The 22,519-nt window shown below is 60.7% G+C and carries 25 protein-coding genes; 8 read left to right on the top strand and 17 right to left on the bottom strand.

Annotated features, from left to right (window positions below; genetic code table 11):
* Positions 1 to 2 precede the first annotated feature (2 nt).
* The 3 genes from CRX69_RS19525 to CRX69_RS19515 all read right to left on the bottom strand — a co-directional run bounded on the left by CRX69_RS19525 (position 3) and on the right by CRX69_RS19515 (position 2,001).
* A complete protein-coding gene (locus CRX69_RS19525; protein ID WP_107322639.1) occupies positions 3 to 962 on the bottom strand; it encodes a FecR domain-containing protein in 960 nt (319 codons plus the stop codon).
* A complete protein-coding gene (locus CRX69_RS19520) occupies positions 959 to 1,480 on the bottom strand; it encodes a sigma-70 family RNA polymerase sigma factor (RefSeq protein WP_047227797.1) in 522 nt (173 codons plus the stop codon). Before CRX69_RS19520 ends, CRX69_RS19525 begins: the two co-directional genes overlap by 4 nt.
* 113 nt (positions 1,481 to 1,593) lie before the next feature.
* Positions 1,594 to 2,001: a response regulator gene (locus CRX69_RS19515; protein ID WP_047227796.1), complete on the bottom strand. Its 408-nt coding sequence runs from the start codon at positions 1,999 to 2,001 to the stop codon at positions 1,594 to 1,596.
* Positions 2,002 to 2,242: 241 nt separating this feature from the next.
* Here CRX69_RS19515 and CRX69_RS19510 point away from each other — a divergent pair, with 241 nt between their 5' ends.
* Complete coding sequence (locus CRX69_RS19510; protein ID WP_107322638.1) at positions 2,243 to 4,189, top strand: DNA topoisomerase III; 1,947 nt, start codon at positions 2,243 to 2,245, stop codon at positions 4,187 to 4,189.
* Positions 4,190 to 4,838: 649 nt separating this feature from the next.
* Positions 4,839 to 5,168: a hypothetical protein gene (locus tag CRX69_RS19505; RefSeq protein WP_047227794.1), complete on the top strand. Its 330-nt coding sequence runs from the start codon at positions 4,839 to 4,841 to the stop codon at positions 5,166 to 5,168.
* A 55-nt stretch (positions 5,169 to 5,223) separates the two neighbouring features.
* On the opposite strand, the gene glsB is transcribed toward CRX69_RS19505, so the two are convergent.
* Positions 5,224 to 6,132, bottom strand: coding sequence for a glutaminase B (glsB, locus tag CRX69_RS19500; protein WP_047227793.1), 909 nt, complete (start codon positions 6,130 to 6,132; stop codon positions 5,224 to 5,226).
* Positions 6,133 to 6,411: 279 nt separating this feature from the next.
* Here glsB and CRX69_RS19490 point away from each other — a divergent pair, with 279 nt between their 5' ends.
* A complete protein-coding gene (locus tag CRX69_RS19490) occupies positions 6,412 to 6,606 on the top strand; it encodes a hypothetical protein (protein ID WP_047227792.1) in 195 nt (64 codons plus the stop codon).
* 8 nt (positions 6,607 to 6,614) lie between these two features.
* Here the strand turns inward: CRX69_RS19490 and CRX69_RS19485 are convergent, their stop codons facing one another.
* From CRX69_RS19485 to CRX69_RS19440, 10 genes are all read right to left on the bottom strand, one after another.
* Positions 6,615 to 7,634, bottom strand: a complete 1,020-nt coding sequence (locus tag CRX69_RS19485; protein WP_107322636.1) for a hypothetical protein — start codon at positions 7,632 to 7,634, stop codon at positions 6,615 to 6,617.
* 116 nt (positions 7,635 to 7,750) lie between these two features.
* Positions 7,751 to 9,157 carry a saccharopine dehydrogenase C-terminal domain-containing protein gene (locus CRX69_RS19480; protein WP_076384021.1) on the bottom strand — a complete coding sequence of 469 codons (1,407 nt, stop codon included), beginning with the start codon at positions 9,155 to 9,157 and terminating at the stop codon, positions 7,751 to 7,753.
* 126 nt (positions 9,158 to 9,283) lie between these two features.
* On the bottom strand, positions 9,284 to 10,084 hold the full coding sequence (locus CRX69_RS19475; protein WP_047227789.1) for a DUF3618 domain-containing protein: 801 nt from the start codon (positions 10,082 to 10,084) through the stop codon (positions 9,284 to 9,286).
* Positions 10,081 to 10,512 carry a phage holin family protein gene (locus tag CRX69_RS19470; RefSeq protein ID WP_076384020.1) on the bottom strand — a complete coding sequence of 144 codons (432 nt, stop codon included), beginning with the start codon at positions 10,510 to 10,512 and terminating at the stop codon, positions 10,081 to 10,083. The genes CRX69_RS19475 and CRX69_RS19470 overlap by 4 nt, the downstream gene beginning before the upstream one ends.
* Positions 10,509 to 11,165, bottom strand: coding sequence for a hypothetical protein (locus CRX69_RS19465; RefSeq protein ID WP_107322635.1), 657 nt, complete (start codon positions 11,163 to 11,165; stop codon positions 10,509 to 10,511). Before CRX69_RS19465 ends, CRX69_RS19470 begins: the two co-directional genes overlap by 4 nt.
* A gap of 249 nt (positions 11,166 to 11,414) precedes the next feature.
* Positions 11,415 to 12,344 carry a ZIP family metal transporter gene (locus CRX69_RS19460; RefSeq protein WP_047227786.1) on the bottom strand — a complete coding sequence of 310 codons (930 nt, stop codon included), beginning with the start codon at positions 12,342 to 12,344 and terminating at the stop codon, positions 11,415 to 11,417.
* Between the two features lie 109 nt (positions 12,345 to 12,453).
* Entirely contained in the window at positions 12,454 to 13,335 is an 882-nt protein-coding gene (locus tag CRX69_RS19455; RefSeq protein WP_047227785.1) for a manganese catalase family protein, read from the bottom strand.
* Positions 13,336 to 13,666: 331 nt separating this feature from the next.
* On the bottom strand, positions 13,667 to 13,981 hold the full coding sequence (locus CRX69_RS19450; protein ID WP_047227784.1) for a con-10 family general stress protein: 315 nt from the start codon (positions 13,979 to 13,981) through the stop codon (positions 13,667 to 13,669).
* A 291-nt stretch (positions 13,982 to 14,272) separates the two neighbouring features.
* A complete protein-coding gene (locus tag CRX69_RS19445) occupies positions 14,273 to 14,467 on the bottom strand; it encodes a metallothionein (RefSeq protein WP_047227783.1) in 195 nt (64 codons plus the stop codon).
* Positions 14,468 to 14,508: 41 nt separating this feature from the next.
* A complete protein-coding gene (locus CRX69_RS19440) occupies positions 14,509 to 14,772 on the bottom strand; it encodes a hypothetical protein (protein WP_047227782.1) in 264 nt (87 codons plus the stop codon).
* 245 nt (positions 14,773 to 15,017) lie between these two features.
* Here CRX69_RS19440 and CRX69_RS19435 point away from each other — a divergent pair, with 245 nt between their 5' ends.
* Complete coding sequence (locus CRX69_RS19435; RefSeq protein ID WP_107322634.1) at positions 15,018 to 15,857, top strand: NAD-dependent protein deacetylase; 840 nt, start codon at positions 15,018 to 15,020, stop codon at positions 15,855 to 15,857.
* 121 nt (positions 15,858 to 15,978) lie between these two features.
* On the opposite strand, the gene CRX69_RS19430 is transcribed toward CRX69_RS19435, so the two are convergent.
* The gene (locus tag CRX69_RS19430; RefSeq protein ID WP_047227780.1) at positions 15,979 to 16,881 is read right to left on the bottom strand and encodes a LysR family transcriptional regulator; all 903 of its coding nucleotides are present in this window, start codon (positions 16,879 to 16,881) and stop codon (positions 15,979 to 15,981) included.
* Positions 16,882 to 17,048: 167 nt separating this feature from the next.
* On the opposite strand from CRX69_RS19430, the gene CRX69_RS19425 reads away from it, so the two are divergent.
* From CRX69_RS19425 to CRX69_RS19415, 3 genes are read left to right on the top strand one after another with little or no spacing between them, the layout of a single operon-like run.
* Complete coding sequence (locus CRX69_RS19425; RefSeq protein WP_047227779.1) at positions 17,049 to 17,747, top strand: CoA transferase subunit A; 699 nt, start codon at positions 17,049 to 17,051, stop codon at positions 17,745 to 17,747.
* 35 nt (positions 17,748 to 17,782) lie between these two features.
* On the top strand, positions 17,783 to 18,448 hold the full coding sequence (locus CRX69_RS19420) for a CoA transferase subunit B (protein WP_003180355.1): 666 nt from the start codon (positions 17,783 to 17,785) through the stop codon (positions 18,446 to 18,448).
* 11 nt (positions 18,449 to 18,459) lie between these two features.
* On the top strand, positions 18,460 to 19,641 hold the full coding sequence (locus tag CRX69_RS19415) for an acetyl-CoA C-acetyltransferase (protein WP_047227778.1): 1,182 nt from the start codon (positions 18,460 to 18,462) through the stop codon (positions 19,639 to 19,641).
* 386 nt (positions 19,642 to 20,027) lie between these two features.
* Here CRX69_RS19415 and CRX69_RS19405 read toward each other — a convergent pair whose 3' ends face one another.
* Entirely contained in the window at positions 20,028 to 20,741 is a 714-nt protein-coding gene (locus CRX69_RS19405) for a FadR/GntR family transcriptional regulator (RefSeq protein ID WP_047227777.1), read from the bottom strand.
* A gap of 88 nt (positions 20,742 to 20,829) precedes the next feature.
* Positions 20,830 to 21,000 (bottom strand): hypothetical protein, encoded by a 171-nt coding sequence (locus tag CRX69_RS27605; protein WP_157952136.1) that lies wholly within the window; start codon positions 20,998 to 21,000, stop codon positions 20,830 to 20,832.
* 45 nt (positions 21,001 to 21,045) lie between these two features.
* Between CRX69_RS27605 and gudD the strand changes: the two genes are divergently transcribed.
* Complete coding sequence (gene gudD, locus CRX69_RS19400; protein ID WP_047227776.1) at positions 21,046 to 22,389, top strand: glucarate dehydratase; 1,344 nt, start codon at positions 21,046 to 21,048, stop codon at positions 22,387 to 22,389.
* The last annotated feature ends 130 nt before the right edge of the window (positions 22,390 to 22,519 follow it).

The following is a 22,519-nucleotide window of genomic DNA, read 5'->3' as shown; positions in this document are numbered from 1 at the left end:
CGTCAGCGCTGATCGCCGCTCGATACCCGGACCCAAAATCGGCTGTAGCGGGTCACGCGTAACGAAAAGCCACTCTCCAGCGCCGCCAGGGCGAGATCGGTGTTATCGACGGGAAACACGCCGGAAACCTTCAAGTCGGCAATGGCCGGATCACAACGCAACACGCCGTTGCGGTAACGCGACAGTTCGTCCAGCAGCGCCGCCAGAGGACGGTCAATGGCGATGATGCTTCCCTTCTGCCAGGCACCGACCGACACATCGTTGCCGCGCAGCGTACCCAGCGACCGGTCATTGAAATCCAGGCGCTGGCCGGCTTCGACGCGCATCCTCGAGCCAATCGTCGGGAGACTCACCTCGACCGCTTTTTCAAGCACCGCCACCTCACCGCCCCGCGCCTGGCCTCGGACGATAAAACGCGTGCCCAGCGCAAGCACTTCGACATGACCGGTGATGACCTTGAAAGGCCGCTGCAAGGGATCGATCGCCGTCGTGACGAGGATCTCCCCCCACAACAGCTCCAGTAGCCGCTGGCGCCCATCGAAACGAACATTGACCGAGGTGTCGGTGTTGAGCAGCACGGTGCTGCCGTCCGCCAGCTGAAACTCGCGGCGCTCGCCCACTGCGGTGCGGTAATCGCAAAGCAGGTTCTGCGTAGCCTGGCTGCGCCAGCCCAACCAACCCAGGCCGCTGGCGGACGTTAGTAACAAGACGCTGCGCAATACCTGGCGACGGGATCGATTGTGGCGTTCGCTCAAGGTCGGTGCCGCCAGGGCGCCCGGCACACTCGCCATCTGTTCAGCCACCGCTGTCATTCGTTGCCAGGCCTGGCTATGCAGCGGGTCTGCACTCAGCCAGGCATTCCACCCGGCTCGATCCGCGTCGGTCGTGATGCCGGAGTGAAGCCGGGCGTACCACTGCGCCGCCACACGGATGGCTTGCAACTCTTCGGCTGGCAGGTTCATGAAAGTTGTAATTGAATCTGCATCAGGCAGCAATGTTCCATGGCCTTGGCCATGTGGTTATTCACCGTACGTACGCTGACGCCCAGGCGCTCGGCAATTTGCGGGTAAGTCAGGCCGTCGAACTGCGACAGGATGAACGCCTGCCTGACACGCGGCCCCAACCCTAGCAGCAAGCGGTCGATCTCCATCAGGGCCTGGAGCAGGATGGCCTGTTCTTCCAGCGACGGGTGCTGCTCTTGCGGCATGGCGGCCAAGGCTTCGAGGTAGGACTGTTCCAACGAACGGCGGCGAAACAGATCGATCAACAGCCCCTTGGCGATCATCGACAGGTACGGTCGCGGCTCACGAATATCCAACGCGGAGCGAGCCTTAATGACACGCACGAAGGTATCCTGGGTCAGGTCCGCGGCATCGAAAGCATTGCCCAAACGCTTGCGCAGCCAGCCTTGGAGCCAACTGTGATGATCACTGTACAGAACGTCGACGGCACTGCGTAAGGACAGATCGTTGGCGGGCATGGCAATGGAATAATTCGCGACTGATAATGACTCGCATTGTCATGGAGCGCATCGCCGCTTGCAACCCAAACATGCACAGTCCCAGGCCTGCCACCTCACCCTCTTGGCATTGCTCAATGCACAGAGTGATTTTTCACCGTGCTCTCCACCAGATCCAGCATCTGCCCCAGCGCCCAGGGCTTAGCGATGAACGAGGCATGATGCTTGATCCCGGCGCTTTCCGGGGTTTCGAAACCGGACATGATCAACAAGGGTATCTGTGGCCACCGGTCGCCGGTCAAATTGGCCAGGTCCGCGCCGTTCAGTTTGCCGGGCATGGTGATATCGGTGAGTAACAAGTCCACATCGTCAGCGCTCTGCTTGAGGAATTCCAGCGCCGCGTCGGCGCTTTCCCGGGGCTCCACGGCAAAGCCCTCGTCTTGCAGGATCTCACAGAGGAACTCCAGAATGGTCTGATCATCTTCAACGACGAGAATCAAACGCGCGGCCGCCTGTCCGTTGCCCTTTGGCATCGAATTCATGTAAGTGACTCTCCTTGACCCCATAAACGTTCTTTGCGGTTTCAACCGCTCTGCAAGTTATGAGCGATGCCCTTGCGAGAAATTCATTCTGCGTGCAAATACACCGCCAAACGTTGCGATAACCGCCCTGGAGCAACGCATCGCAACGCTTTATCTGTATATCCATACAGATAAAACTTGCTCCGACGCCCATCCATGACCATGCTACAGCCCCATGAAATCTGCTTAGGAAAAGGGCGCTATGCAGCTGTACCTGTGTGAAAAACCGTCCCAGGCCAAAGACATCGCTGCCGTGCTTGGTGCCACGCGCCGCGGTGACGGTTGCTGGCTGGGCGCGAACATCACAGTCACCTGGTGCATCGGCCATCTGCTGGAGACCGCCCCGCCCGACGCCTACGATGCCCGCTACAAGCGCTGGGTACTGGCAGACCTGCCTATCGTGCCGACGCAGTGGAAAATGACGGTCAAGCCGAAAACCGCGGGCCAGTACAAGGCGGTCAAGCGCCTGTTGGGGGAAGCCAAGACGCTGGTCATCGCCACCGACGCCGACCGTGAAGGCGAAATGATTGCCCGGGAACTGGTGGAGCATTGCCGCTACCGTGGACCGATCCAGCGTCTGTGGCTGTCGGCCCTGGACGAAGCGTCGATCCGCAAGGCCCTGGCCGCACTCAAGCCGGGCGCCGAAACCTTCAACCTCTACCATTCGGCCCTCGGCCGCTCCCGGGCCGACTGGCTGATCGGCATGAACATGAGCCGCCTGTTCACGCTGCTGGGGCGTCAGTCCGGTTATCAGGGCGTGCTGCCGGTGGGCCGCGTGCAGACCCCCACCCTGCGCCTGGTGGTGGATCGCGACCGCAGCATCGCGGATTTCGTACCGGTCGCCTATTGGGCCATCGACGTGCAACTGCGCCACGACGGCACTGTGTTCACCGCCCAGTGGCGCGCCGACCCGGATGCCTGCGACGATCAGGAACGTTGTTTGAACCAGGCCCTCGCCCAGGACGCCGCCCAAGCCATGGGCAACGCTGCCACCGCCCGGGTGATGAAAGTGCGCACCGAGCGCTTGCGCGAAGCGGCGCCGTTGCCGTTCGACCTGGGCACCCTGCAGGAAGTCTGCTCGAAGAAACTCGGCCTCGGCGCCCAGGAAACCCTGGACATTGCCCAGTCGCTCTATGAGACCTACAAGCTCATTACCTATCCGCGCAGCGATTGCGGTTTCCTGCCTTTGAGCCAGCACAGCGAAGCTGCGGCCATCCTCGCCGCCCTCGCCCAGGCCGACCCGGGTCTGGCGCCGCTGCGCGAGCACTTGCAGCCCCAACGCAAATCCCGGGCCTGGAACGACGCCAAGGTCAGCGCCCACCACGGCATCATCCCTACCGCTGCGGCGAAGAACCTCGACAAGCTCGCCGGCAAGCAGCGGGCCGTCTATACGCTGATACGGGCGCGGTATCTGGCGCAGTTCCTGCCCACCCACGAATACGACCGGACCCAGGCCGACTTCGACTGCGCCGCCCAGGCATTGCGGGCCGTTGGCAAGCAAATCGTCGAACCCGGCTGGAAACGCGCCCTGCCCGAAGCGCTGGCTCCGGCACGAGGCCGTGAAGCACCGGTACCACAAACCTTGCCGGCCCTGGTCGAAGGTCGCGACTGCGCCGTGGACGAGGTCAAACTCAAGGACCTGTGGACCCAGCCCCCCAAACCGTTCACCGAGGGCGACCTGATCAAGGCGATGAAGAACGTTGCCCGGCTGGTGGAGGATCCGCTGCTCAAGCAAAAGCTCAAGGACACCACCGGCATCGGCACCGAAGCGACCCGGGCCTCGATCATCCAGGGCCTGCTCGACCGGGGTTACCTGGTGAAAAACGGCAAGGCCCTGTCCGCCACACCGGCGGCCTTCAGCCTGATCGATGCGGTGCCCCGCGCCATCGCCGATCCAGGCACTACCGCCATCTGGGAGCAGGCGCTGGACATGGTGCAAAGCGGAGAGATGAGCCTGGAAGAGTTCGTGACCCGCCAGGCCGCCTGGATGAGCAAACACATCGCCCGCTGCCAGGGCATGAGCCTGACCATCAACGGCCCGGCCAGCCCTGCCGGCCGTGGGGCCACCCCATGGAAAAGCAAACGCAAGCCGGCCAAGCGCAAGGCCAGCGGTACACCTCGCAAGGCGAGCAAAGCCAAGACGACCTGATAAATACATGTTCGACGCGTCGCCCTGTGGGAGCGAGCCTGCTCGCGATAGCGTTATGTTAGTCACCATGGATACCGACTGATACACCGCCATCGCGAGCAGGCTCGCTCCCACAGGGATATCTGCCCTGATCCAGAATTTTCATAACAAAACCATTTTGTCCGACAATATGTAGTGACCAAAAATAATCACTACAAAACCGTTGACGCCTCCGATTTGGCCTTGCATGATGCAGACGTCTCCCCGATCGGGAGTACAGGTAAATGCTTGAGCAAGCTCGTCTGACCGCCGAGCTGTTTTTTGGATAAGGGACTGCCCACAAGGCAGATTGAAGGTGCTGACCTGGCATGACCGTCCGGTGACAAGGACGAGAAACGTCGGCGACGATCCTCATGACGCGCGTGGTCGACCCTCGAAAGTTGACAATGCCTGAAGGTTCTTCGCTGTTTCTCTTCGTTGTAGCGCATTTGCGTAGCAGCCCTTCGATAACACTACACAACCGATGCACGACCCCGTCGAAGTCAGACGGCCGGGTGCTGACGGCCTGGTTTCGGTGCTAGCCATGCAGCACTGGACAGGCACTTACCGAAAGAAGCGAAGTTTTTGCGAACCACCAGACAGATCAACCAAATGGTCAAGGGGCTTACACATGAATCTGAATAATCAACCATCTATTGATGAACTGGCTCGCATGTTCGCAGCACACAAAGACACCCTGGACAGCCATATCCTGTGGATCAGCAAGAATGGCCAGGTCCATATGGACTGCCTGTCGCCGTTCACCCAGGAAGACGAATTCGAGAAGAATCAGCAGGACCTGTGTGCCCGGTTGAAGATGTACCGTCGTGGCCAGGGCTACGTCGGCAAGAAGGCCGCGGCCGACAAAGACTTCATGGGTCGCGTGCTGCAAACGCTGACCCAGGCGTGGCAGTCGATGCAGAACACCTCTGAAGTTCGGGTCATCGACCGCCTCTGCTGATCGCGCTTAAAACAAAGGGCCCGTTCCTGATTGGAACGGGCCCTTTTTTTGGGCGTTAGAACACCGACCAGCCGATTCGTTGGCTGAGCAATTCCAGCGCCGCCATGCCTGCTAGGGAATTGCCCGCGACATTGAGTTCCGGCGACCAGACGCACACCGTGAAACGCCCCGGCACCACGGCAACAATCCCGCCGCCCACCCCGCTCTTGCCCGGCAGGCCAACGCGATAGGCAAAATTGCCGGCTTCATCGTACAGCCCGCTGGTGGCCATGATGGAGTTGACCTGCTGGGTCTGGCGGGCGCTCAGGATCTGTTCGCCACTGTGCTTGCAGAAGCCGTCGTTGGCCAGGAAGCAGAACGCCCGGGCCAGATCGATGCAGCTCATGCGCAACGCGCAGTGACTGAAATAGCTGCGCAGCACCGCTTCCACGTCGTTATGAAAATTACCGAAGGACTGCATCAGGTAGGCCATCGCCGCATTGCGGGCGCGGTGCTGGTATTCCGACTCAGCGACCTTGCCGTCCACCATGACTTGTGGATTGCCCGACAGGCGCCGTACGAAATCACGCATCGAAAGCGCTGGCGCGGCAAAACGCGACTGATTGATGTCGCAGATCACCAAGGCGCCGGCGTTGATGAACGGGTTGCGCGGCCGACCGCGTTCAAATTCCAGCTGCACCAGAGAATTGAAGGGCTGGCCGGAGGGCTCATGGCCCAAACGCTCCCAGATTGCCTCGCCGGAATGGCCGATGGCCTGCACCAGGCTGAAAACCTTGGAAATACTCTGCACCGAAAACGGCGTTTCAGCGTCACCTGAGCAATACATTTCGCCATCGTTGCCGTAGACGGCAATGCCCAACTGGTTGGCCGCAACGGTGCCAAGGGCGGGAATGTAGTCGGCCACCTTGCCCTGACCGATCAGGGGGCGAACCGCATCGAGGATCTCGTTCAACAATGCTTGCATATGCGCATGGGTCCAATCATTCCCCGTTCGAGTGCGGGGATACAGACGCTAGACGCTGATGGGTGCGATCAGAGCACACTCAATAGACCAGCAACATCTGTTGCGAGGCGATCCGTGGGAGCAAAGCTTGCTCGCGATCAAGCTCACGCGGTCTGTCTGTAACCGAATCGCCTGCTTCGCGGGCAAGCCTTGCTCCCACAGAATTCAAGAGATTTCATGGGCGCTTGTCATCCAATCGAGCGGTCTATAGTTGAAGGGATCAATCGGCAGGAGACATCGATGCGACAGATCATGCAGAAGGAACCCTGGTGGGCCTCGCCCCCCAGACCCGGTCAAGATGAAAGTGAGCTGGAATGGGGCTGGCTGGTGATCTACAGCGAAGGAGAGCCGCGCTTCGAATTCATCAAGGAGCGGCCCTCGGACGAACAGATCCGTCATCGCAAGGGTTGCCGCGTCACCCTCGGGGCAGAATGAACCGTCCGTCACGGTTTGATGGCTGGCAACTCCACCGCGCGATTGGCCAGGTCCGCCGCCACCAGGCTGCCTTCGATTTCCTCGGCCAGGTAGTACACCGGTGCCATCACCCCGCTGAGGGGATGCTTGAGCGACTGGAACCAGGCTTCGTCGAACGCTGCGCTGAGGCTCTTGCGGATTTGAGTCTCCATTTCCGGACGCTCGCCCTCATGAATGATCGCGCGAATCCCCGCCACGCCAACTGAGATCAACGCCCCCGCCGCTTTCCCGGCCACGGCCGCCGCCGCCCCGGCCGCACCTCGCGTGGCAAATTGCGCTTCGATTTTTTCACTGGTGCGTTGTGCCACCGTGGCGATCACCGCATCCGATGGCCCCGAACCTGTCACAGCGGCTTTGTTGACGTGGTCGATCAGCGCGGCGTACGCCGGCAATGTATTGAGGGGCTCGGTATGCGCCATCTCATACAACGAAGCGTTACGCGCCGCTGGCGGCCCCAGGCTGATGGCAGGAATGCCGTGCAGGCGCCGACTCATCAGCTCCGGCGGGATTCGGTGCTGGCGGGCAATCACTTGGACCTGTTGATTGAGCAGGCGCACGTAGTAGCCCGTCGCGTTGGCCCTGATCGCCTCGGGGTCGATTTCCACCGCCACAGGTGCCAGCACCTGCTCGCGGTACTGCTCTTGCAGGTAAACGGCCAGACGTCTGGCCGCGGAGTCCTCTTCGCCTTCGGCACTGGCGGCATACCAACTGACCTTCACCGCCAGCCATTCCTGGGTCCAGTAGCTGCTGAACCAGGGGATGAATTGAATCTCGGTCCGTTCATACACGAGCCGGCGCCAATGCTCCATCGAACCACGAGCGTAGAGCCCGGCCTGTTCGATAGCGCTTTTCGACGCGGCGACGATCTGCCGGTCAACCTGCCGCCAGGTATCCTGGGAAACCGCCACGGTGGCGACCTGCTGCTCGCGCGGCGACGTGGCGCACCCCGCCAGAACCAACAAAACGGCCAGCATCAGTGAACGCAGCACGATTGCGCCATCCCGAGGTCAAGTCATCCACGGGGTTGAGTATAGGTCGCGAGGAACACGGGCTTAGAAGGAATACACACAACCCATGTGGGAGCGAGCCTGCTCGCGATGGCGGCTCAAAACCGCGTGAAATGCTCGAACTGCCAATCATCCGCCGCCCCGTCCAGGGAACACGTGTGCACCGCGCCGGTCGGTCTCCAGTCGGTCTGCTTGCCCACCAAGGTACCGAGGTAAGGCCTGGCCACTTCCAGCACACGTTCGTAGTCCATGTGCTCTGGCTCGACGATGCCGCGATCCGGGTTTTCCACCGCCCAGACAATCCCCGACAAAACCCCCGCCGCCACTTGCAAACTGGTGGCATTGTTGAAGGGCAAGAGCGCCCGGGCTTCATCGATGGTCAATACCGAGCCGAACCAGTAGGCATTGAGTTCATGCCCCATCAGCAAGACGCCCAGCGCATCGGCTCCGATGCTGTCGATTTCACCGTTGAGAATGCGTTGCTGCTGTTGGCTCTGCCAGTCTCGACCGATCAACTCATGGATCGACAGCAAAGCATCGTTGCACGGGTGATAGGCGTAATGCAGTGTGGGGCGATAGATCAGTTTCTGCTGGTCCTTGAGTGTTAGCAGATCCGCTGTAGAGGCGGTTTCGTGATGGGTGATCATCAGCCCCAGGCACGGCCCGCCCAACGGTGTCCAGGTCTTGACCGGCACAGTGGCGCTCGGGCGCTCGAGGTAGATGGCATTGCGACTGCCGAAGCGGTGGCGCCTGGCAGACGTTGGCCAGGTGCGCTCGTGGGTGCCCCAGCCCAACTCGGCCGGTTGGTGGCCCTCGCTGATCAAGCCTTCCACCGACCACGTATTGACGAACTCATCGTCCTGCTTGAGGCGGCTGGAGCGCTGAGTGTCGCGCTCGGCAAAATGAATCACCTTGATGCCGGTCTCCATGCACAGCCTGGCCCAGTCCACGCCTTCGCGGTTCTGTGGCAAGCGATGGTTCAATTGCACGGCCAGTTCCACCAGGCCAGCCTTGAGCAGATGAGTGATCAAACCGGGGTTGGCGCCATGGGCCACGACGGCGGTCGGGCCATGGCCCAGTTTTTTGCGCAGGCCCAGCATCTGGTAGCGCAACGCGTAATTGGTGCGATGCGATAAATCCAATGAAGGGTCATCGTAGCCGCCGGCCCAAGGCTCAATGCAGGTATCCAGGTACAGCGCGCCCTTGCCGAAGGCATAAGTCATCAGGGCCAGCGAACTGACTTCCACCGACAGGTTGACGATGAAGTCGCCAGGTTTGATGAAGCGGTCCAGGGTCTGCGTGAAGGTGTGTTCAGTCAGCGCTTTGCGGACAAAGCAAATGCCCCGCTCCTTGAACCAGATATTTTTCTCGATCACGGGCGCAATGACCGTGATCTGATTGACCGGGACGTGATCCTGCCGCAACAGCAGCGGCAGCGTGGCCCGGGTAATGGAGCCAAATCCGATGAAGATCAGATGGCCCGAAAACCTGACCCGGTGCTTCATGTGCAGTCTCCCCGGAACGTTGACGATGGAGCCATGAAATACCGGTCACCGGACTTTGGCTACTGTCAGGCTCGACAGGCACCCGGCGCAGGCGTTGCCGGCCCTGCGCCGTGGACCGCGTTCAACTTAAGACGTGCCCAGCCCCTCAGACAGGTCCGTACCGGAACGCGCCTGAGCACGCGGTGAAGTTTCGTCACGATGCTCGGTGGTCTTGCTCACGCTATCGCGCACCGTTGCATACCCCTCGCGTGCCGCTTGCCTGGCCTTGTCGGCCAGATCGGCGCTGGTCTTGCCCATCACCCGCTGCTCAGTGGCAGTACTGGGCAGTGCGGCGCCGAGCATGGCGCCCAGCGCGATTCCCGCGGCCGCCATCATCAACGGTTGCTCCTTGAGCAGACGGCTGAATTGATCACCCAGGTCCTGCGAGCCATGGGCCACGCGCTCACCCGTCTCGTGAGCTTTGCTCCGGGCATGGCTGGCGCTGGCGCCCAAACCGTCGGCCAGATGCGAAGCCTTGTCCTTGAGATGATGAAACCCGTCGCGCAACGAGTCGGTGGTGCTGTGCAGATGCTCCTTGGCACTGTCCAGGCCACCGGCAAGCCCTTCGCTCCAGCCGCTGGCATCCTGGTCCGGCCCGACGCGATAACCGACCCGTGGCGGACGGTTCTGACCCAGCATCAGCCAGCACAGCCCCACGGTGGTCAGCACGGTGGGCACTGGGTTGTTGCGCACGGTGGTACCCAGGTTGCCAAAAAACTGCGACCCGTTGCCTTTGGCCAGGGTCAGCGCCTGGTCGAGCATCTGCCCCGGCGTGAACTTGCTGCCCAGGGCGTCGACGATATGGCTGATGTGGGCCCGTTGCTCGTCGATCTCGCGCTCGATGGTTTCCGGGCTCTTCTGGGATTCGGTTTTGAATTCATCCTTCATGAGACTTTCCTCCGCAGGGCTTCCTGGTCTTTGTTCAACGCATCGAGCGTTCGCTCAGGCTTGAAGTGGGACGGTTCGAATTGCTTCTTGCCCGACTGCACCATGATGAAACCAATGATCATGACCACTGCGCCGACGATCAACGCCGCGAGCCAGGGCTGCATGATCGTGCTCAAGCCATAGACCACCGCCATCAGCAAGATGATAAAACCGGCCAGCAGCACCATCGCGCCACCGGCCACCCCGGCGATACCCGCTTTCAAAGTGTTCAGGCTCGCTTGGAATTCGGCCTTGGCCAGTGCCAGCTCCTTGGTAAAAAGCGAGGGGACTTCATGGGTCAATTGCTTTAACAGCCCCATCACTGACGCATCGTTATCGGGCACCGACGTCCCGACGGGACGCTGAATATCTGGGTCTGGTCGGTTCATTGCAATTCTCCTCGGGTATTGGCCGAACCGGGCAACGAGCCGGTAGTGGCATCACTGGGCTGGTCCTGGGTGCCGGACGCAGCGGGAGTGCTGGCGGTGGCGTGGCCGCCGGCAGAATTGACGCCCGGTGCGATAGGATCCGGGTTCGGATCAAAGGGTCCACGGGCGGCAAATCCTCCGCTTGGCGGGCTTGAGTGGCCGGCGGCGGGATCGACTACTTCGGCCGGGACAGGCGAGCTGCCGGCCTTCAGAAACCGCGACAGGCCAAACCCCACCGCTACGCTGCCGACCAGGAACAGACCCGGGTTTTCCCGAGCCAGTCGAGAACCATCGTGCAGCAATTGCTCGGCGCTCATGTGGCGTAATTTGCTGGACAGGCCGCTCATCGAATCGGCCATGTCTGCCAAATAGTGGGACAGGCCCAGGGTGTCGTTGGCTTCGATTTCCGACACGGCTGACTTGGCACCACGCGCCAGTGCATCGATCTGATCCGCTGCCGTATCGCGGTATTGGCCGAAATGCGCATCGGCCTGCTCACGAGCGCTGCCGATGGCCTCGCTCACGTCCTCCTTGATGTGGTTCAGGTGATCCTCGGGTCGGGCCTGGCCCGACGTGCCGTTTTCTCGCTCGGGGTTGTTGTCCGGGATAGTCATGTCTGCCCATCGCCTCCGTGATGAATACTCGATACCGGGAAGCCCCGAGGGGTGCCCGACTACGTGCCTCTCAGTACAGATGACGGAGCAGGTTGAGGCGTAGTTCAAACGAGTTTCACTGCGGGACGCCGTGCGGTATCACAGGCCGCTGGTTTGTCTGCGGGCACAAAAAAATCGGGCGCTGGCGCATTCGCCAGGCCCGATTTCGATCCTGCTGATACCCTTCGTGGTTCAGTGCTCGACGGCCTGCTAACCCAGTGCCGTGTCGAGGAACATCATCACCGCAAACCCCATCATCAACCCCAGCGTGGCTGGCGTTTCGTGGCCGTTGCGGTGGGTTTCCGGAATCACTTCGTGGGACACCACGAAGATCATGGCCCCCGCCGCCAGCCCCAGGCTGATGGGATACGCCACGGCCACGCCCGAGGACATGCCCAACCCGATCACCGCACCCAGCGGCTCCATCAGCCCCGAGCCCACCGCGATCAGCGCGGCACGCAGCGCACTGATCCCGGTGACTCGCAGCGCCATGGCGATGGCAAGCCCTTCGGGGATGTCCTGGATCGCAATGGCAGTGGTCAGGGGCATGCCGACCCGCAGATCACCGTTAGCAAAACTGACGCCGATGGCCATGCCCTCGGGCAAATTGTGCAAGGTGATGGCCAGCACGAACAACCAGACACGGTTGATGCGTTCCGATTGCGGACCGCGCCGGCCACTCACTTCATGTTCGTGGGGCACGAAACGGTCAAGGCCGATCATCAGGAGCACGCCCAGCCCCAGGCCGACCACAACGACAAACGCGGCGAGCAGTTGATTGCCCACGATACTTTGTGCCGCTTCGATACCCGGCAGGATCAGCGAAAACGAACTGGCGGCGAGCATCATGCCCGCAGCAAAACCGAGCATGATGTCCTGGGTCCGCGAGGAGATATCACGCAGCACCACCGCCATCAACGCGCCCAGGGCCGTGGCGGCGAAACCGGCGGTGCCGCCCAGAACGGCGTAGCCCAGGTTGTGCCGGTCGGCCCCCACCAATGCGTTGTAACCGCTGTAGAGCAACAACGCGGCGATCACCGCCAGCCCCAGCCAGAAGCTCACCCCCAGCAGCAGGTTGTTTTGCACAGGATCCAGCCAGGTACGCCAGGGCGATCGGATCCGGGAGGTGGGCTGGTCCATCGAATATCCTTACTGGTTTTGCGCCAGGTCATGTCTGATCGTTCCCGCAACGAGGGGTACGCTCAAACGCAATTTTCAGGCGAAGGAGCCAGGCCCCCTCGCCGGTTTCCTACAGTTTGTCACCTTGCATCCCTGAACCCAAGTCGGCACCTGTCATGGGGTCGCTTTCCGGGTTGGACATGGTCCGCGCCTTCATGTCCATCAGCAGCGCTTCGTCTTTCTTGCTCAGTTGCACACTCGCCAGACCATCGCCGCCATCCACCGCCGGCGTTGGGTTCTCGACGAATTCCCACTCATCGCCCTGGTTCCATGGGCCACGCACCGAAGGCTCGCCTTGGGACATGTTGAAGTACACGTTGGTGAACTCTGGCATGCCTGGCAGTTTACCTTGAGGGAAATTCGGCTGGATCGAGTGCAGGGCTTTCTCGAAGGACATCTGGTGCGCGATTTCACGGGTCATCAAAAAGCCCAGCGCTTCTTTTACCCCAGGATCATCGGTGAGATTCATCAGGCGCTCATAGATGATTTTCGCCCGTGCCTCGGCGGCGATGTTGGACCGCATGTCCGCTGTCGGCTCACCTATGGTGTCGACGTAAGCGGCTGTCCAAGGTACACCGGCCGAATTGGTCAGCGGGGAACCGGCGCCATAAAGCAGGCTGGTGATGTGAGAGTCGTTGCCGGCACCGTTGATGTCCCGGTATAGCTGGCCTTCCTTTTCCACACCCTCGGCCATTCGGCCCTTGGCGCCTTTATTGAGCATCACGATGATCGAGCCGATCACCTCCAGATGACTGAGCTCTTCGGTGGCAATGTCCATCAACAAATCCTTGCGGCCGGGATCATCCTCGGACAGGGCCTGGGTGAAGTAGCGCGACGCCGCCGCCAACTCGCCCTGGGCACCGCCGAACTGTTCAAGCAACAGATTAGCCAGCCCTGGGTTAGGCTCGGCGACACGTACGGTGTACTGCAGTCTTTTGTTATGTAAGAACATGATGAAACTCCTCGTTCAGGACACAAGCCAAAGGGACACTGCCGGGGGCAGGCCCACAGAAAATCTGAAGAAGTTAAACAGTTAAAATTTATCTTTTATTTAATAAACGAGACGAACGGTAATCGGTAAGGCGCACTTGCAGAAATGCCAGGTAACTGAACAACTTACCCTCCCCTCACGCTTGAAGACATTCCTTGCCGCGATCCCGTTGTATATAAATCCGACAGGCCCCATGCGATTAACACAGGGCCCGTAACGTCATTGAGTATTCAGAGTTGCGCCCATGATCCTGGCTGTTTCCAGGGCCTTTTTGACTTGTTTCGGAAACTGTCTAGCGGTCGCTGGTAACGTTGTCGCCGGATGCCTGACCGCCCTTTCGACCGGCCTCGGAGGCCCGCTCAGGGTCTTTGGCAAAATTGCCACCCGAGGCTTGGCCACCTTTTCGGCCGGCGGCGGCGGCTCGTTCCGGGTCATTGGCAAAATTGCCGCCCGAAGCTTGCCCCCCCTTGCGCCCGGCCTCGGATGCGCGCTGCGGATCATTCGCGAAGTTACCACCTGACACGTGGCCGCCCTTCTTCCCCGCTTGCGATGCCTTTTCACGATCGTTAGCGAAATTGCCAGGATTCTTATTTCCTGTGTTAGCCATTTCATTCACCTCGTTAGTTGATGTTGCGAACCTGCTGACTCCTAACAATCTGAAAGTCTGGCGCCGACAAGGTTTTAAACACATCTTGAAAACAGCGACGAACGGCTCATGCAATCCCACACTCTCACTGCGGCGTCGAGTTACAACGGCCTTTCAAAGAAATGACGCCCAATAATGAATTCAACTACTCAACTTGAGCGATACCCATCGTTAGCGGGCCGCAATCTCGGTTTATATTCAGGATGAAATGGGATAGCTGGGCGCAAAGGTGTCCTCCAGCGCTTCATCCCGTTAATTTCCATCCATGTCTGGCCCGCCATTCTTGCCGCTGCGTTCGCAATGGCAATCCGGTGCCGGACAAGGTTCACCGTTTGGATGTTGGTCGGCGCAGGCTTGACTGCAATAGGCCTCGCCATCGCGATTGAACACCTGTTGCGGGTCCACATCGCATTGGCAATCGGGGCAACCGCACTTTAACTCGCTCATGTTCGTTCTCCTGGGTTCCGGTTTTAAAGCTGTCGTCAGGATCACACCAGCAATTGAACCTCAAGGTTCGCCGCCGCAACGCCATGGTTCGCCACATAAACCTCGGCGGTCCAGCCTTTGGTCAGGTTGCGATAAGACTGGGTGCCCAAGGCCTTGCCACTGTCCCACTCCATGACGTCACCAATATCGATGTCGTTGGCGGAATCGAGCTCAAGGACTGTGTGGTTGTCTTCTTCCTCGACGTACACACCGACCATTGCTCTCTGTCGATTGATGGCCCGTACTTCACCGGTGGTCTGTTTCATACGCCTCCTCTTCTCGGTGCGTTAGATGCCGAAGCACGTCAGCGGCCGCATGTGTCACGCTCAGCGCTTGGGTCGACACAGCATTGCAACACGACAGTTTTGAGTGCCGTACATAGAGGTGGATGTCGCGCAGCCGGGGAAAGTTTGAAGAAACAACAACGCAGTGCGACGAAAGGCATTCCCACCGCCCTCTCGACGAACCACGGTGCTAACCTCAACGACTCCAGGCCAGCGGAGCGACATCTATGCCCGACGACTTTCACCGTCAACCGATCGATCAATTGCTGGAGCATATGGCCGGGCGCCGTTTTCTGGTGCTCACCGGTGCCGGCATCAGCACCCCGTCGGGCATTCCCGACTACCGGGACAGCGAGGGTGTGCGACGGGGTCGGCAACCCATGATGTACCAGGAGTTTCTCGCCAAACCCGAAGCACGGCGGCGCTACTGGGCGCGGGCGATGCTGGGCTGGCCGCGGGTCCGTCAGGCCCGGCCGAACGTGGCCCACGAGGCGTTGGCAAAGTTGCAGGCGCACCAACGCATCAGCGGTCTGATCACCCAGAATGTCGACACCCTGCATGACCAGGCTGGCAGCCACGACGTGATCGAACTTCACGGAAGCCTGCATCGGGTGTTGTGTCTGGATTGCGAGCAGCGCAGTGAGCGCCAGCAGATCCAGCTGTTGATGCAAGCGCAGAATCCTTACCTGGCCGGTGTCGACGCGGTTCAGGCGCCGGACGGCGATACCCTGCTGGATGCCGCGTTCGAGGCGCGCTTCCAGGTGCCCCGCTGCCCTCATTGCGACGGCGAGCGCTTGAAACCCGACGTGGTGTTTTTCGGCGAAAACGTCGCCGCCGTCACCGCCGCTCGCGCCATGCAAGCCGTCGAACAGGCCGACGGCCTGCTGGTGGTGGGCTCGTCGCTGATGGCCTGGTCGGCGTTTCGCCTGTGCCGGGCGATCAAGGAACAGGGCAAGCCGCTGCTGGCGATCAACAGAGGCAAGACACGGGCCGATGAGTTGCTGGATCTCAAGCTTGAAGAGCCTTGTGAGCAACTGCTGCCGCTGCTGACTCAACGCCAGTTCTAACAGCACCGCAGCCCCCCCTGTGGGAGCGAGCCTGCTCGCGATTGCGGCGGCACATCCAGCATAGAGGCTAGCTGAACCACCGCAATCGCGAGCAGGCTCGCTCCCACAAGGGAACCGTGGTTTACCGCGTGGTCAACTGCGCACCGATGTCCTGATCCCTGAGCGTATCGAACAACGCCTGCGCCGCCGCCGACAGTTCATGCCCCGGCTTGGTCAGCACACCGATGGCCCGTTCTATCACTGGATCGCTGAGGGTGATGCAGCGGGCGCCCAACTCATGCATCTGCCCGACACACAGCGCCGGGACCGCACTCACCCCCAACCCGCTGGCGACCATCCGTCCAACCGTCGCCAACTGATGGCTCTCGAATTCCACCGGCAGTTTCATGCCTCGGCTTTGCAAATGCTCCTCCAGCATCACCCGCACGGTGGAGGGCCTTTGCAGCGTGATAAACGGCTGCTCCAGCAGCGTCTGCCACTGGATCTCACTGCGCTGCGCCAGTGGCGAGTCCAGCGGCACCACCGCGACGAAGCGGTCCAGATACAACGGGGTAAAGGCCAGCGACGAGCTCTGCATCGGCTCGAACGCGACCCCCAGTTCAACGTGCCGATCACGAACCATTTCCAGCACCTGTTCGTTGATCACATCGTTGACCGTGACGTTGACATTCGGATAGCGGGCGCGGAAGGTCTTGAGGATCGGCGGCAGCAGGTTGCCGGCAAAGGACGGCATCGCCGCCAAGGTGACGCGGCCGCGTTGCAAGGTGAAGCGTTGGCGCATTTCATCCTCGGCGTTGTCCCAATCGGCAACCAGGCGCCGGGCCAGGGGCAGCAGCGATTCGCCTTCAGGCGTCAGCGCCACGTTGCGAGTATTGCGACTGAACAGACGCCCGCCCAAGCCTTCTTCCAAGGCCTTGATGGTCAAGCTCAGGGCCGACTGGGACAGGTGCAGCCGCTCGCAGGCCACGGCGAAGCTCAGGCTTTGGGCCACGGCGAGAAAAGCGCGGATTTGCTTGAGGGTCATGGGTCGCTGTGCTCCCGGCGGCAAGCGGTCAGTTTCAAGCCGCAAACGGATATCGGCAATTAGTGAGTTTTATCAATCAATCCAACCTAAAAATCAACTTAACAAATATATGACTTGGCGCAACACTGCGTTTCATTGCGACCCCATCAAGAATAAAAGAGGTGTCTATGGCAGGTTTCGACAAACGTGTGAGTAGCTACGAAGAAGCGCTGGAAGGCTTGCAAGACGGCATGACGGTAATCGCTGGCGGCTTCGGCCTCTGCGGCATCCCGGAGAACCTGATCGCCGAGATCAAGCGCAAGGGTATCCGCGACCTCACCGTGGTTTCCAATAACTGCGGCGTAGACGGTTTCGGTCTGGGTGTATTGCTGGAAGATCGGCAGATCCGCAAGGTGGTTGCCTCTTACGTCGGCGAAAACGCTCTTTTCGAAAAGCAGCTGCTGAGCGGCGAAATCGAAGTCGTCCTCACCCCCCAAGGCACCCTCGCCGAAAAAATGCGCGCCGGCGGCGCGGGCATTCCGGCCTTCTTCACCGCCACCGGGGTCGGCACGCCAGTGGCCGAAGGCAAGGAAGTGCGTGAATTCCATGGCCGCCAGTACCTGATGGAAGAATCCATCACGGGCGACTTCGCCATCGTCAAAGGCTGGAAAGCCGACCATTTCGGCAACGTGGTCTATCGCCACACCGCCCAGAATTTCAACCCGTTGGCGGCCACAGCCGGCAAGATCACTGTGGTTGAAGTCGAAGAAATCGTCGAACCCGGCGAGCTGGACCCGACGCAGATCCATACCCCAGGCATCTACGTCGACCGGATCATTTGCGGCACGTTCGAAAAGCGCATCGAACAGCGCACCGTGCGTAAGTGATCCCCTGCCCCCGGCCCGAATGAAGGAATAACAACATGGCACTTTCCCGCGAACAAATGGCTCAACGCGTCGCCCGCGAAATGCAGGACGGCTACTACGTGAACCTGGGCATCGGCATTCCGACCCTGGTCGCCAACTACATCCCCGAAGGCATGGAAGTCATGCTGCAGTCGGAAAACGGCCTGCTCGGCATGGGCGCGTTCCCTACCGAAGCCGAGGTCGATGCCGACATGATCAACGCCGGCAAGCAGACCGTCACCGCACGCATCGGCGCCTCGATCTTCTCTTCGGCAGAATCCTTTGCCATGATCCGTGGCGGGCACATCGACCTGACCGTGCTGGGCGCCTTCGAGGTAGACGTGGAAGGTAACATTGCCTCGTGGATGATCCCTGGCAAGCTGGTCAAGGGCATGGGCGGCGCGATGGACCTGGTGGCCGGTGCCGAGAACATCATCGTCACCATGACTCACGCGTCCAAGGACGGTGAGTCGAAACTGCTGCCCCGGTGCAGCCTGCCGCTGACCGGTGCCGGTTGCATCAAGCGCGTGCTGACCGACCTGGCCTACCTGGAAATCCAGGACGGCGCCTTCATTCTCAAAGAACGTGCCCCAGGCGTCAGCGTCGAGGAAATCGTCGCCAAGACTGCCGGCAAACTGATCGTGCCGGACCACGTGCCTGAAATGCAGTTCGCTGCCCAGTGAGGAGAGATTCGATGCAAGAAGTCGTGATTGTCGCCGCCACCCGTACCGCCATTGGCAGTTTCCAGGGTTCGCTGGCCTCCATTCCCGCACCGCAACTCGGTGCCGCGGTGATTCGTCGGTTGCTGGAACAGACCGGTTTGTCCGGCGAGCAGGTCGATGAAGTGATTCTTGGCCAAGTGCTGACCGCAGGTTCCGGACAAAATCCGGCGCGCCAGGCGTCGATCCTCGCCGGCCTACCCCACGCGGTGCCGGCGCTGACCCTGAACAAGGTCTGCGGCTCGGGGCTCAAGGCCTTGCACCTGGGTGCCCAGGCGATCCGCTGTGGCGATGCCGAGGTGATCATTGCCGGCGGCATGGAAAACATGAGCCTGGCTCCGTACGTACTGCCGGCTGCCCGCACTGGCCTGCGCATGGGCCATGCGCAGATGATCGATAGCATGATTACCGATGGTCTGTGGGATGCGTTCAACGATTACCACATGGGCATCACCGCCGAAAACCTGGTGGACAAGTACGAGATCAGCCGCGAGGAGCAGGACGCCTTTGCCGCCGCTTCCCAGCAGAAGGCCGTGGCGGCGATTGAAGGTGGCCGGTTTGCCGATGAGATCACGCCGATCCTGATTCCCCAGCGCAAAGGCGATCCTGTGGCCTTCGCCACCGACGAACAACCCCGGGCCGGCACCACCGCCGAATCCCTGGGCAAGCTCAAGCCGGCGTTCAAGAAGGACGGCAGCGTTACCGCCGGCAATGCCTCGTCGCTGAACGATGGCGCCGCCGCCGTGCTGCTGATGAGCGCGGAAAAAGCCAAGGCATTGGGCTTGCCGGTACTGGCGAAAATCAGCGCCTATGCCAATGCGGGGGTAGACCCGGCAATCATGGGCATCGGCCCGGTGTCGGCTACCCGCCGCTGCCTGGACAAGGCCGGCTGGTCTTTGGACCAACTGGACCTGATCGAAGCCAACGAAGCCTTCGCCGCCCAGTCACTGGCCGTGGCCAGAGAGCTGAAATGGGACATGGAGAAGGTCAACGTCAATGGCGGCGCCATCGCCCTGGGCCACCCGATCGGTGCCTCGGGTTGCCGAGTGCTGGTGTCGCTGCTCCATGAAATGATCAAGCGCGACGCCAAGAAAGGCCTCGCCACGCTGTGCATCGGCGGCGGACAAGGCGTGGCCTTGGCGCTGGAACGAGCGTAACCGGCAAAGGGTTCAACAGTGGTTGAGCGGACCCACGAACATCCGCCCATCCACTGGCAACACAACCGGCGCAACCTGGGTTGCGCCGGTTTTTTTTGCCTGCTGGTTTTGAGCATGATCTGCCGGCCTCATCGCGAGCAGGCTCGCTCCCACAGGGATCTCGGGCGGTTGCAAGATTGGCGTCCACCACCGATCCARTGTGGGAGCGAGCCTGCTCGCGATGGTGGTGGGTCAGCTTGCATCGATGCTGAATGTGCCGGCCCATTCGCGAGCAAGCCCGCTCCCACAGGGGGATTGGGTTTTAAGCACAAAATCGAAGKACACCACCGATCCACTGTGGGAGCGAGCCTGCTCGCGATGGRGGTGGGTCAGGCGACGATGAGCCTTCAGGCCCCCGCGCCAAACCGGTCGCGACTGTTGGTCAGGTGCAGCCACATGGCGGCGCGGGCGGCGTCCGGATCCTGGCGTTTGATGGCATTGAAAATGGCCTCGTGCTCCAAATTAGCCAACTGCGCCAGTTTCCCTAGGTCCGCTTGACCGCGTTCGACCACGTTCACTCGGGTTCGGGGAATCATCGCACTGCCCAGATGCTGCATGATTTCGACAAAACAGGTGTTGTCCGTGGCTTCAGCGATGAGCAAATGAAAGCGCCGGTCGGCGTCGACGCAACTGTCGTTATTGCTGAGCAACCGCTGGTAATCATCCAGGGCCTGGCGCATCTGCTGCAGTTGGCGTTCATTGCGCCGTAAGGCCGCCAGGGCCGCTGCCTGGGTTTCCAGGCCCAGGCGCAGTTCCAAGATCCCCCGCACACCTGCGGCGGTGTCGACATTGAGCCTCAGGCCCGGCTCACCGGTCTGCTCCAGCACAAAGGTGCCGATGCCGTGGCGAGTTTCCACCAGCCCCGAGGCCTGCAGCTTGGATATCGCCTCGCGCACCACCGTGCGGCTGACACCATGGGCCTGCACAATGGCACCTTCCGACGGCAGTTTTTCCCCCGGTTTCAACTGCCCCAGCAAAATGCTCTGGCTTAGCTTCGCCACCAGGTCATGGGCCAGGTTGTGGGTGCGTTTGCGCGGCGTTGCCTCGATGTCTGGGTGCATGGGCCGTGGGTCCTCGAAACGGAGCAGGCGGGCCGTGAGGTAAAAACTCCACGCCCCTTAGCTTGTATGACAAGTGCAATCATCTCAGTCATCGAACGGTTCCGCCAGCGCTAAACTGATCTTCCCCATGTTTCTTTTCCTTGCTAAAAAATCCAGCAAATAAAGGTATTTCCGAGTTTTTTAAGGCAAACCATCCAAAAAAACCGACCAGCCTCCCTTGTAAGATAAAAAAATCAAGTTGTATGATGTCTATCAACATCGCCCTCCTGCGATGCCCCGCATAAAAACAACGAGTGGGAAAAACATGCAGACCCAAGAAGCCACCAAAGCCCCCATCATCACCAGCATGCAGGTCGTGCCGGTGGCCGGTCATGACGGCATGCTGCTGAATCTCAGTGGCGCCCATGGCCCGTTCTTTACCCGCAACATCGTCATTCTCAAAGACAACGCCGGCCACACCGGCGTGGGCGAAGTGCCCGGCGGCGAGCGCATTCGCCAGACCCTCGAAGACGCCCGCTCGCTGGTGGTCGGCAGCCCCATCGGCACCTATCAGAAGATTCTCAACACCGTACGCCAGGCCTTCGCCGACCGGGATGCCGGTGGTCGTGGCTTGCAGACGTTCGACCTGCGCATCACCATTCACGCGGTCACCGGCCTGGAAGCGGCGTTGCTGGACCTGCTGGGCCAGCACCTGGATGTACCGGTAGCCGCACTGCTCGGCGAAGGCCAGCAGCGTGATGAAGTGAAAATGCTCGGTTATCTGTTTTATGTGGGTGATCGCCAGCAAACTGACCTGCCCTACCGCAGCGAGCCGGACGCCGACAACGACTGGTTCCGCGTACGCCACGAAAAAGCCCTGGACGCCGACGCCGTGGTGCGCCTGGCCGAAGCCGCTCATTCGCGTTACGGCTTCCAGGACTTCAAGCTCAAGGGCGGCGTGCTCAAGGGCGACGAAGAAATCGAAGCCGTCACCGCCCTGGCCGAACGCTTCCCTCAGGCACGTATCACCCTGGACCCGAACGGCGCCTGGTCACTCAAGGAGGCCATCCGCCTCTGCCGGGACCAGCACAAGGTCCTGGCATACGCCGAAGATCCTTGTGGTGCCGAGAACGGTTATTCGGGCCGTGAGGTGATGGCCGAGTTCCGCCGCGCCACCGGTCTTAAAACCGCCACTAACATGATCGCCACCGATTGGCGCGAAATGGGCCATGCCATCACCTTGCAATCGGTGGACATTCCCCTGGCCGACCCACACTTCTGGACCATGCAAGGTTCGGTTCGAGTGGCGCAGATGTGCAACGAATGGGGCCTGACCTGGGGCTCGCACTCCAACAACCACTTCGACATTTCCCTGGCGATGTTCACCCACGTAGCTGCGGCCGCACCGGGTGACATCACGGCGATCGACACGCACTGGATCTGGCAGGATGGCCAGCGGCTGACCAAGGCTCCGTTGCAGATCCAGGGTGGCTGCGTGCAGGTGCCGAAAAAACCGGGACTGGGGATCGAGCTGGACACCGACCAATTGGCCAAGGCTCATGAACTGTACAAAGGGATGGGGCTTGGCGCGCGGGATGATGCGGTTGCAATGCAGTATCTGATTCCGGGCTGGACGTTCAACAACAAGCAGCCGTGCCTGGTGCGCTGAACGAACCTTCTGGCTGAGCACCTATCCAGGTGGGAGCGAGCCTGCTCGCGATGAAGGCGGCACATCCAACATCGCAACCGCATCGCGAGCAGGCTCGCTCCCACAGGGTTAGTGCATGATAGGACCTGCT

The organism is Pseudomonas rhizophila, from assembly GCF_003033885.1.
GTDB lineage: Bacteria > Pseudomonadota > Gammaproteobacteria > Pseudomonadales > Pseudomonadaceae > Aquipseudomonas > Aquipseudomonas rhizophila.
The sequence above is the reverse complement of the archived record's forward strand: the minus strand, read 5'-3'. Positions and strand labels throughout refer to the sequence as shown.

What these genes read in the sequence shown, in the direction of transcription:
- CRX69_RS19525 (WP_107322639.1), bottom strand. Translation starts at nt 962, where the DNA reads ATGAACCTGCCAGCCGAAGAGTTGCAAGCCATCCGTGTGGCGGCGCAG.
- CRX69_RS19520 (WP_047227797.1), bottom strand. Translation starts at nt 1,480, where the DNA reads ATGCCCGCCAACGATCTGTCCTTACGCAGTGCCGTCGACGTTCTGTAC.
- CRX69_RS19515 (WP_047227796.1), bottom strand. Translation starts at nt 2,001, where the DNA reads ATGAATTCGATGCCAAAGGGCAACGGACAGGCGGCCGCGCGTTTGATT.
- CRX69_RS19510 (WP_107322638.1), top strand. Translation starts at nt 2,243, where the DNA reads ATGCAGCTGTACCTGTGTGAAAAACCGTCCCAGGCCAAAGACATCGCT.
- CRX69_RS19505 (WP_047227794.1), top strand. Translation starts at nt 4,839, where the DNA reads ATGAATCTGAATAATCAACCATCTATTGATGAACTGGCTCGCATGTTC.
- glsB (WP_047227793.1), bottom strand. Translation starts at nt 6,132, where the DNA reads ATGCAAGCATTGTTGAACGAGATCCTCGATGCGGTTCGCCCCCTGATC.
- CRX69_RS19490 (WP_047227792.1), top strand. Translation starts at nt 6,412, where the DNA reads ATGCGACAGATCATGCAGAAGGAACCCTGGTGGGCCTCGCCCCCCAGA.
- CRX69_RS19480 (WP_076384021.1), bottom strand. Translation starts at nt 9,157, where the DNA reads ATGAAGCACCGGGTCAGGTTTTCGGGCCATCTGATCTTCATCGGATTT.
- CRX69_RS19475 (WP_047227789.1), bottom strand. Translation starts at nt 10,084, where the DNA reads ATGAAGGATGAATTCAAAACCGAATCCCAGAAGAGCCCGGAAACCATC.
- CRX69_RS19470 (WP_076384020.1), bottom strand. Translation starts at nt 10,512, where the DNA reads ATGAACCGACCAGACCCAGATATTCAGCGTCCCGTCGGGACGTCGGTG.
- CRX69_RS19465 (WP_107322635.1), bottom strand. Translation starts at nt 11,165, where the DNA reads ATGACTATCCCGGACAACAACCCCGAGCGAGAAAACGGCACGTCGGGC.
- CRX69_RS19460 (WP_047227786.1), bottom strand. Translation starts at nt 12,344, where the DNA reads ATGGACCAGCCCACCTCCCGGATCCGATCGCCCTGGCGTACCTGGCTG.
- CRX69_RS19455 (WP_047227785.1), bottom strand. Translation starts at nt 13,335, where the DNA reads ATGTTCTTACATAACAAAAGACTGCAGTACACCGTACGTGTCGCCGAG.
- CRX69_RS19450 (WP_047227784.1), bottom strand. Translation starts at nt 13,981, where the DNA reads ATGGCTAACACAGGAAATAAGAATCCTGGCAATTTCGCTAACGATCGT.
- CRX69_RS19445 (WP_047227783.1), bottom strand. Translation starts at nt 14,467, where the DNA reads ATGAGCGAGTTAAAGTGCGGTTGCCCCGATTGCCAATGCGATGTGGAC.
- CRX69_RS19440 (WP_047227782.1), bottom strand. Translation starts at nt 14,772, where the DNA reads ATGAAACAGACCACCGGTGAAGTACGGGCCATCAATCGACAGAGAGCA.
- CRX69_RS19435 (WP_107322634.1), top strand. Translation starts at nt 15,018, where the DNA reads ATGCCCGACGACTTTCACCGTCAACCGATCGATCAATTGCTGGAGCAT.
- CRX69_RS19430 (WP_047227780.1), bottom strand. Translation starts at nt 16,881, where the DNA reads ATGACCCTCAAGCAAATCCGCGCTTTTCTCGCCGTGGCCCAAAGCCTG.
- CRX69_RS19425 (WP_047227779.1), top strand. Translation starts at nt 17,049, where the DNA reads ATGGCAGGTTTCGACAAACGTGTGAGTAGCTACGAAGAAGCGCTGGAA.
- CRX69_RS19420 (WP_003180355.1), top strand. Translation starts at nt 17,783, where the DNA reads ATGGCACTTTCCCGCGAACAAATGGCTCAACGCGTCGCCCGCGAAATG.
- CRX69_RS19415 (WP_047227778.1), top strand. Translation starts at nt 18,460, where the DNA reads ATGCAAGAAGTCGTGATTGTCGCCGCCACCCGTACCGCCATTGGCAGT.
- CRX69_RS19405 (WP_047227777.1), bottom strand. Translation starts at nt 20,741, where the DNA reads ATGCACCCAGACATCGAGGCAACGCCGCGCAAACGCACCCACAACCTG.
- CRX69_RS27605 (WP_157952136.1), bottom strand. Translation starts at nt 21,000, where the DNA reads ATGTTGATAGACATCATACAACTTGATTTTTTTATCTTACAAGGGAGG.
- gudD (WP_047227776.1), top strand. Translation starts at nt 21,046, where the DNA reads ATGCAGACCCAAGAAGCCACCAAAGCCCCCATCATCACCAGCATGCAG.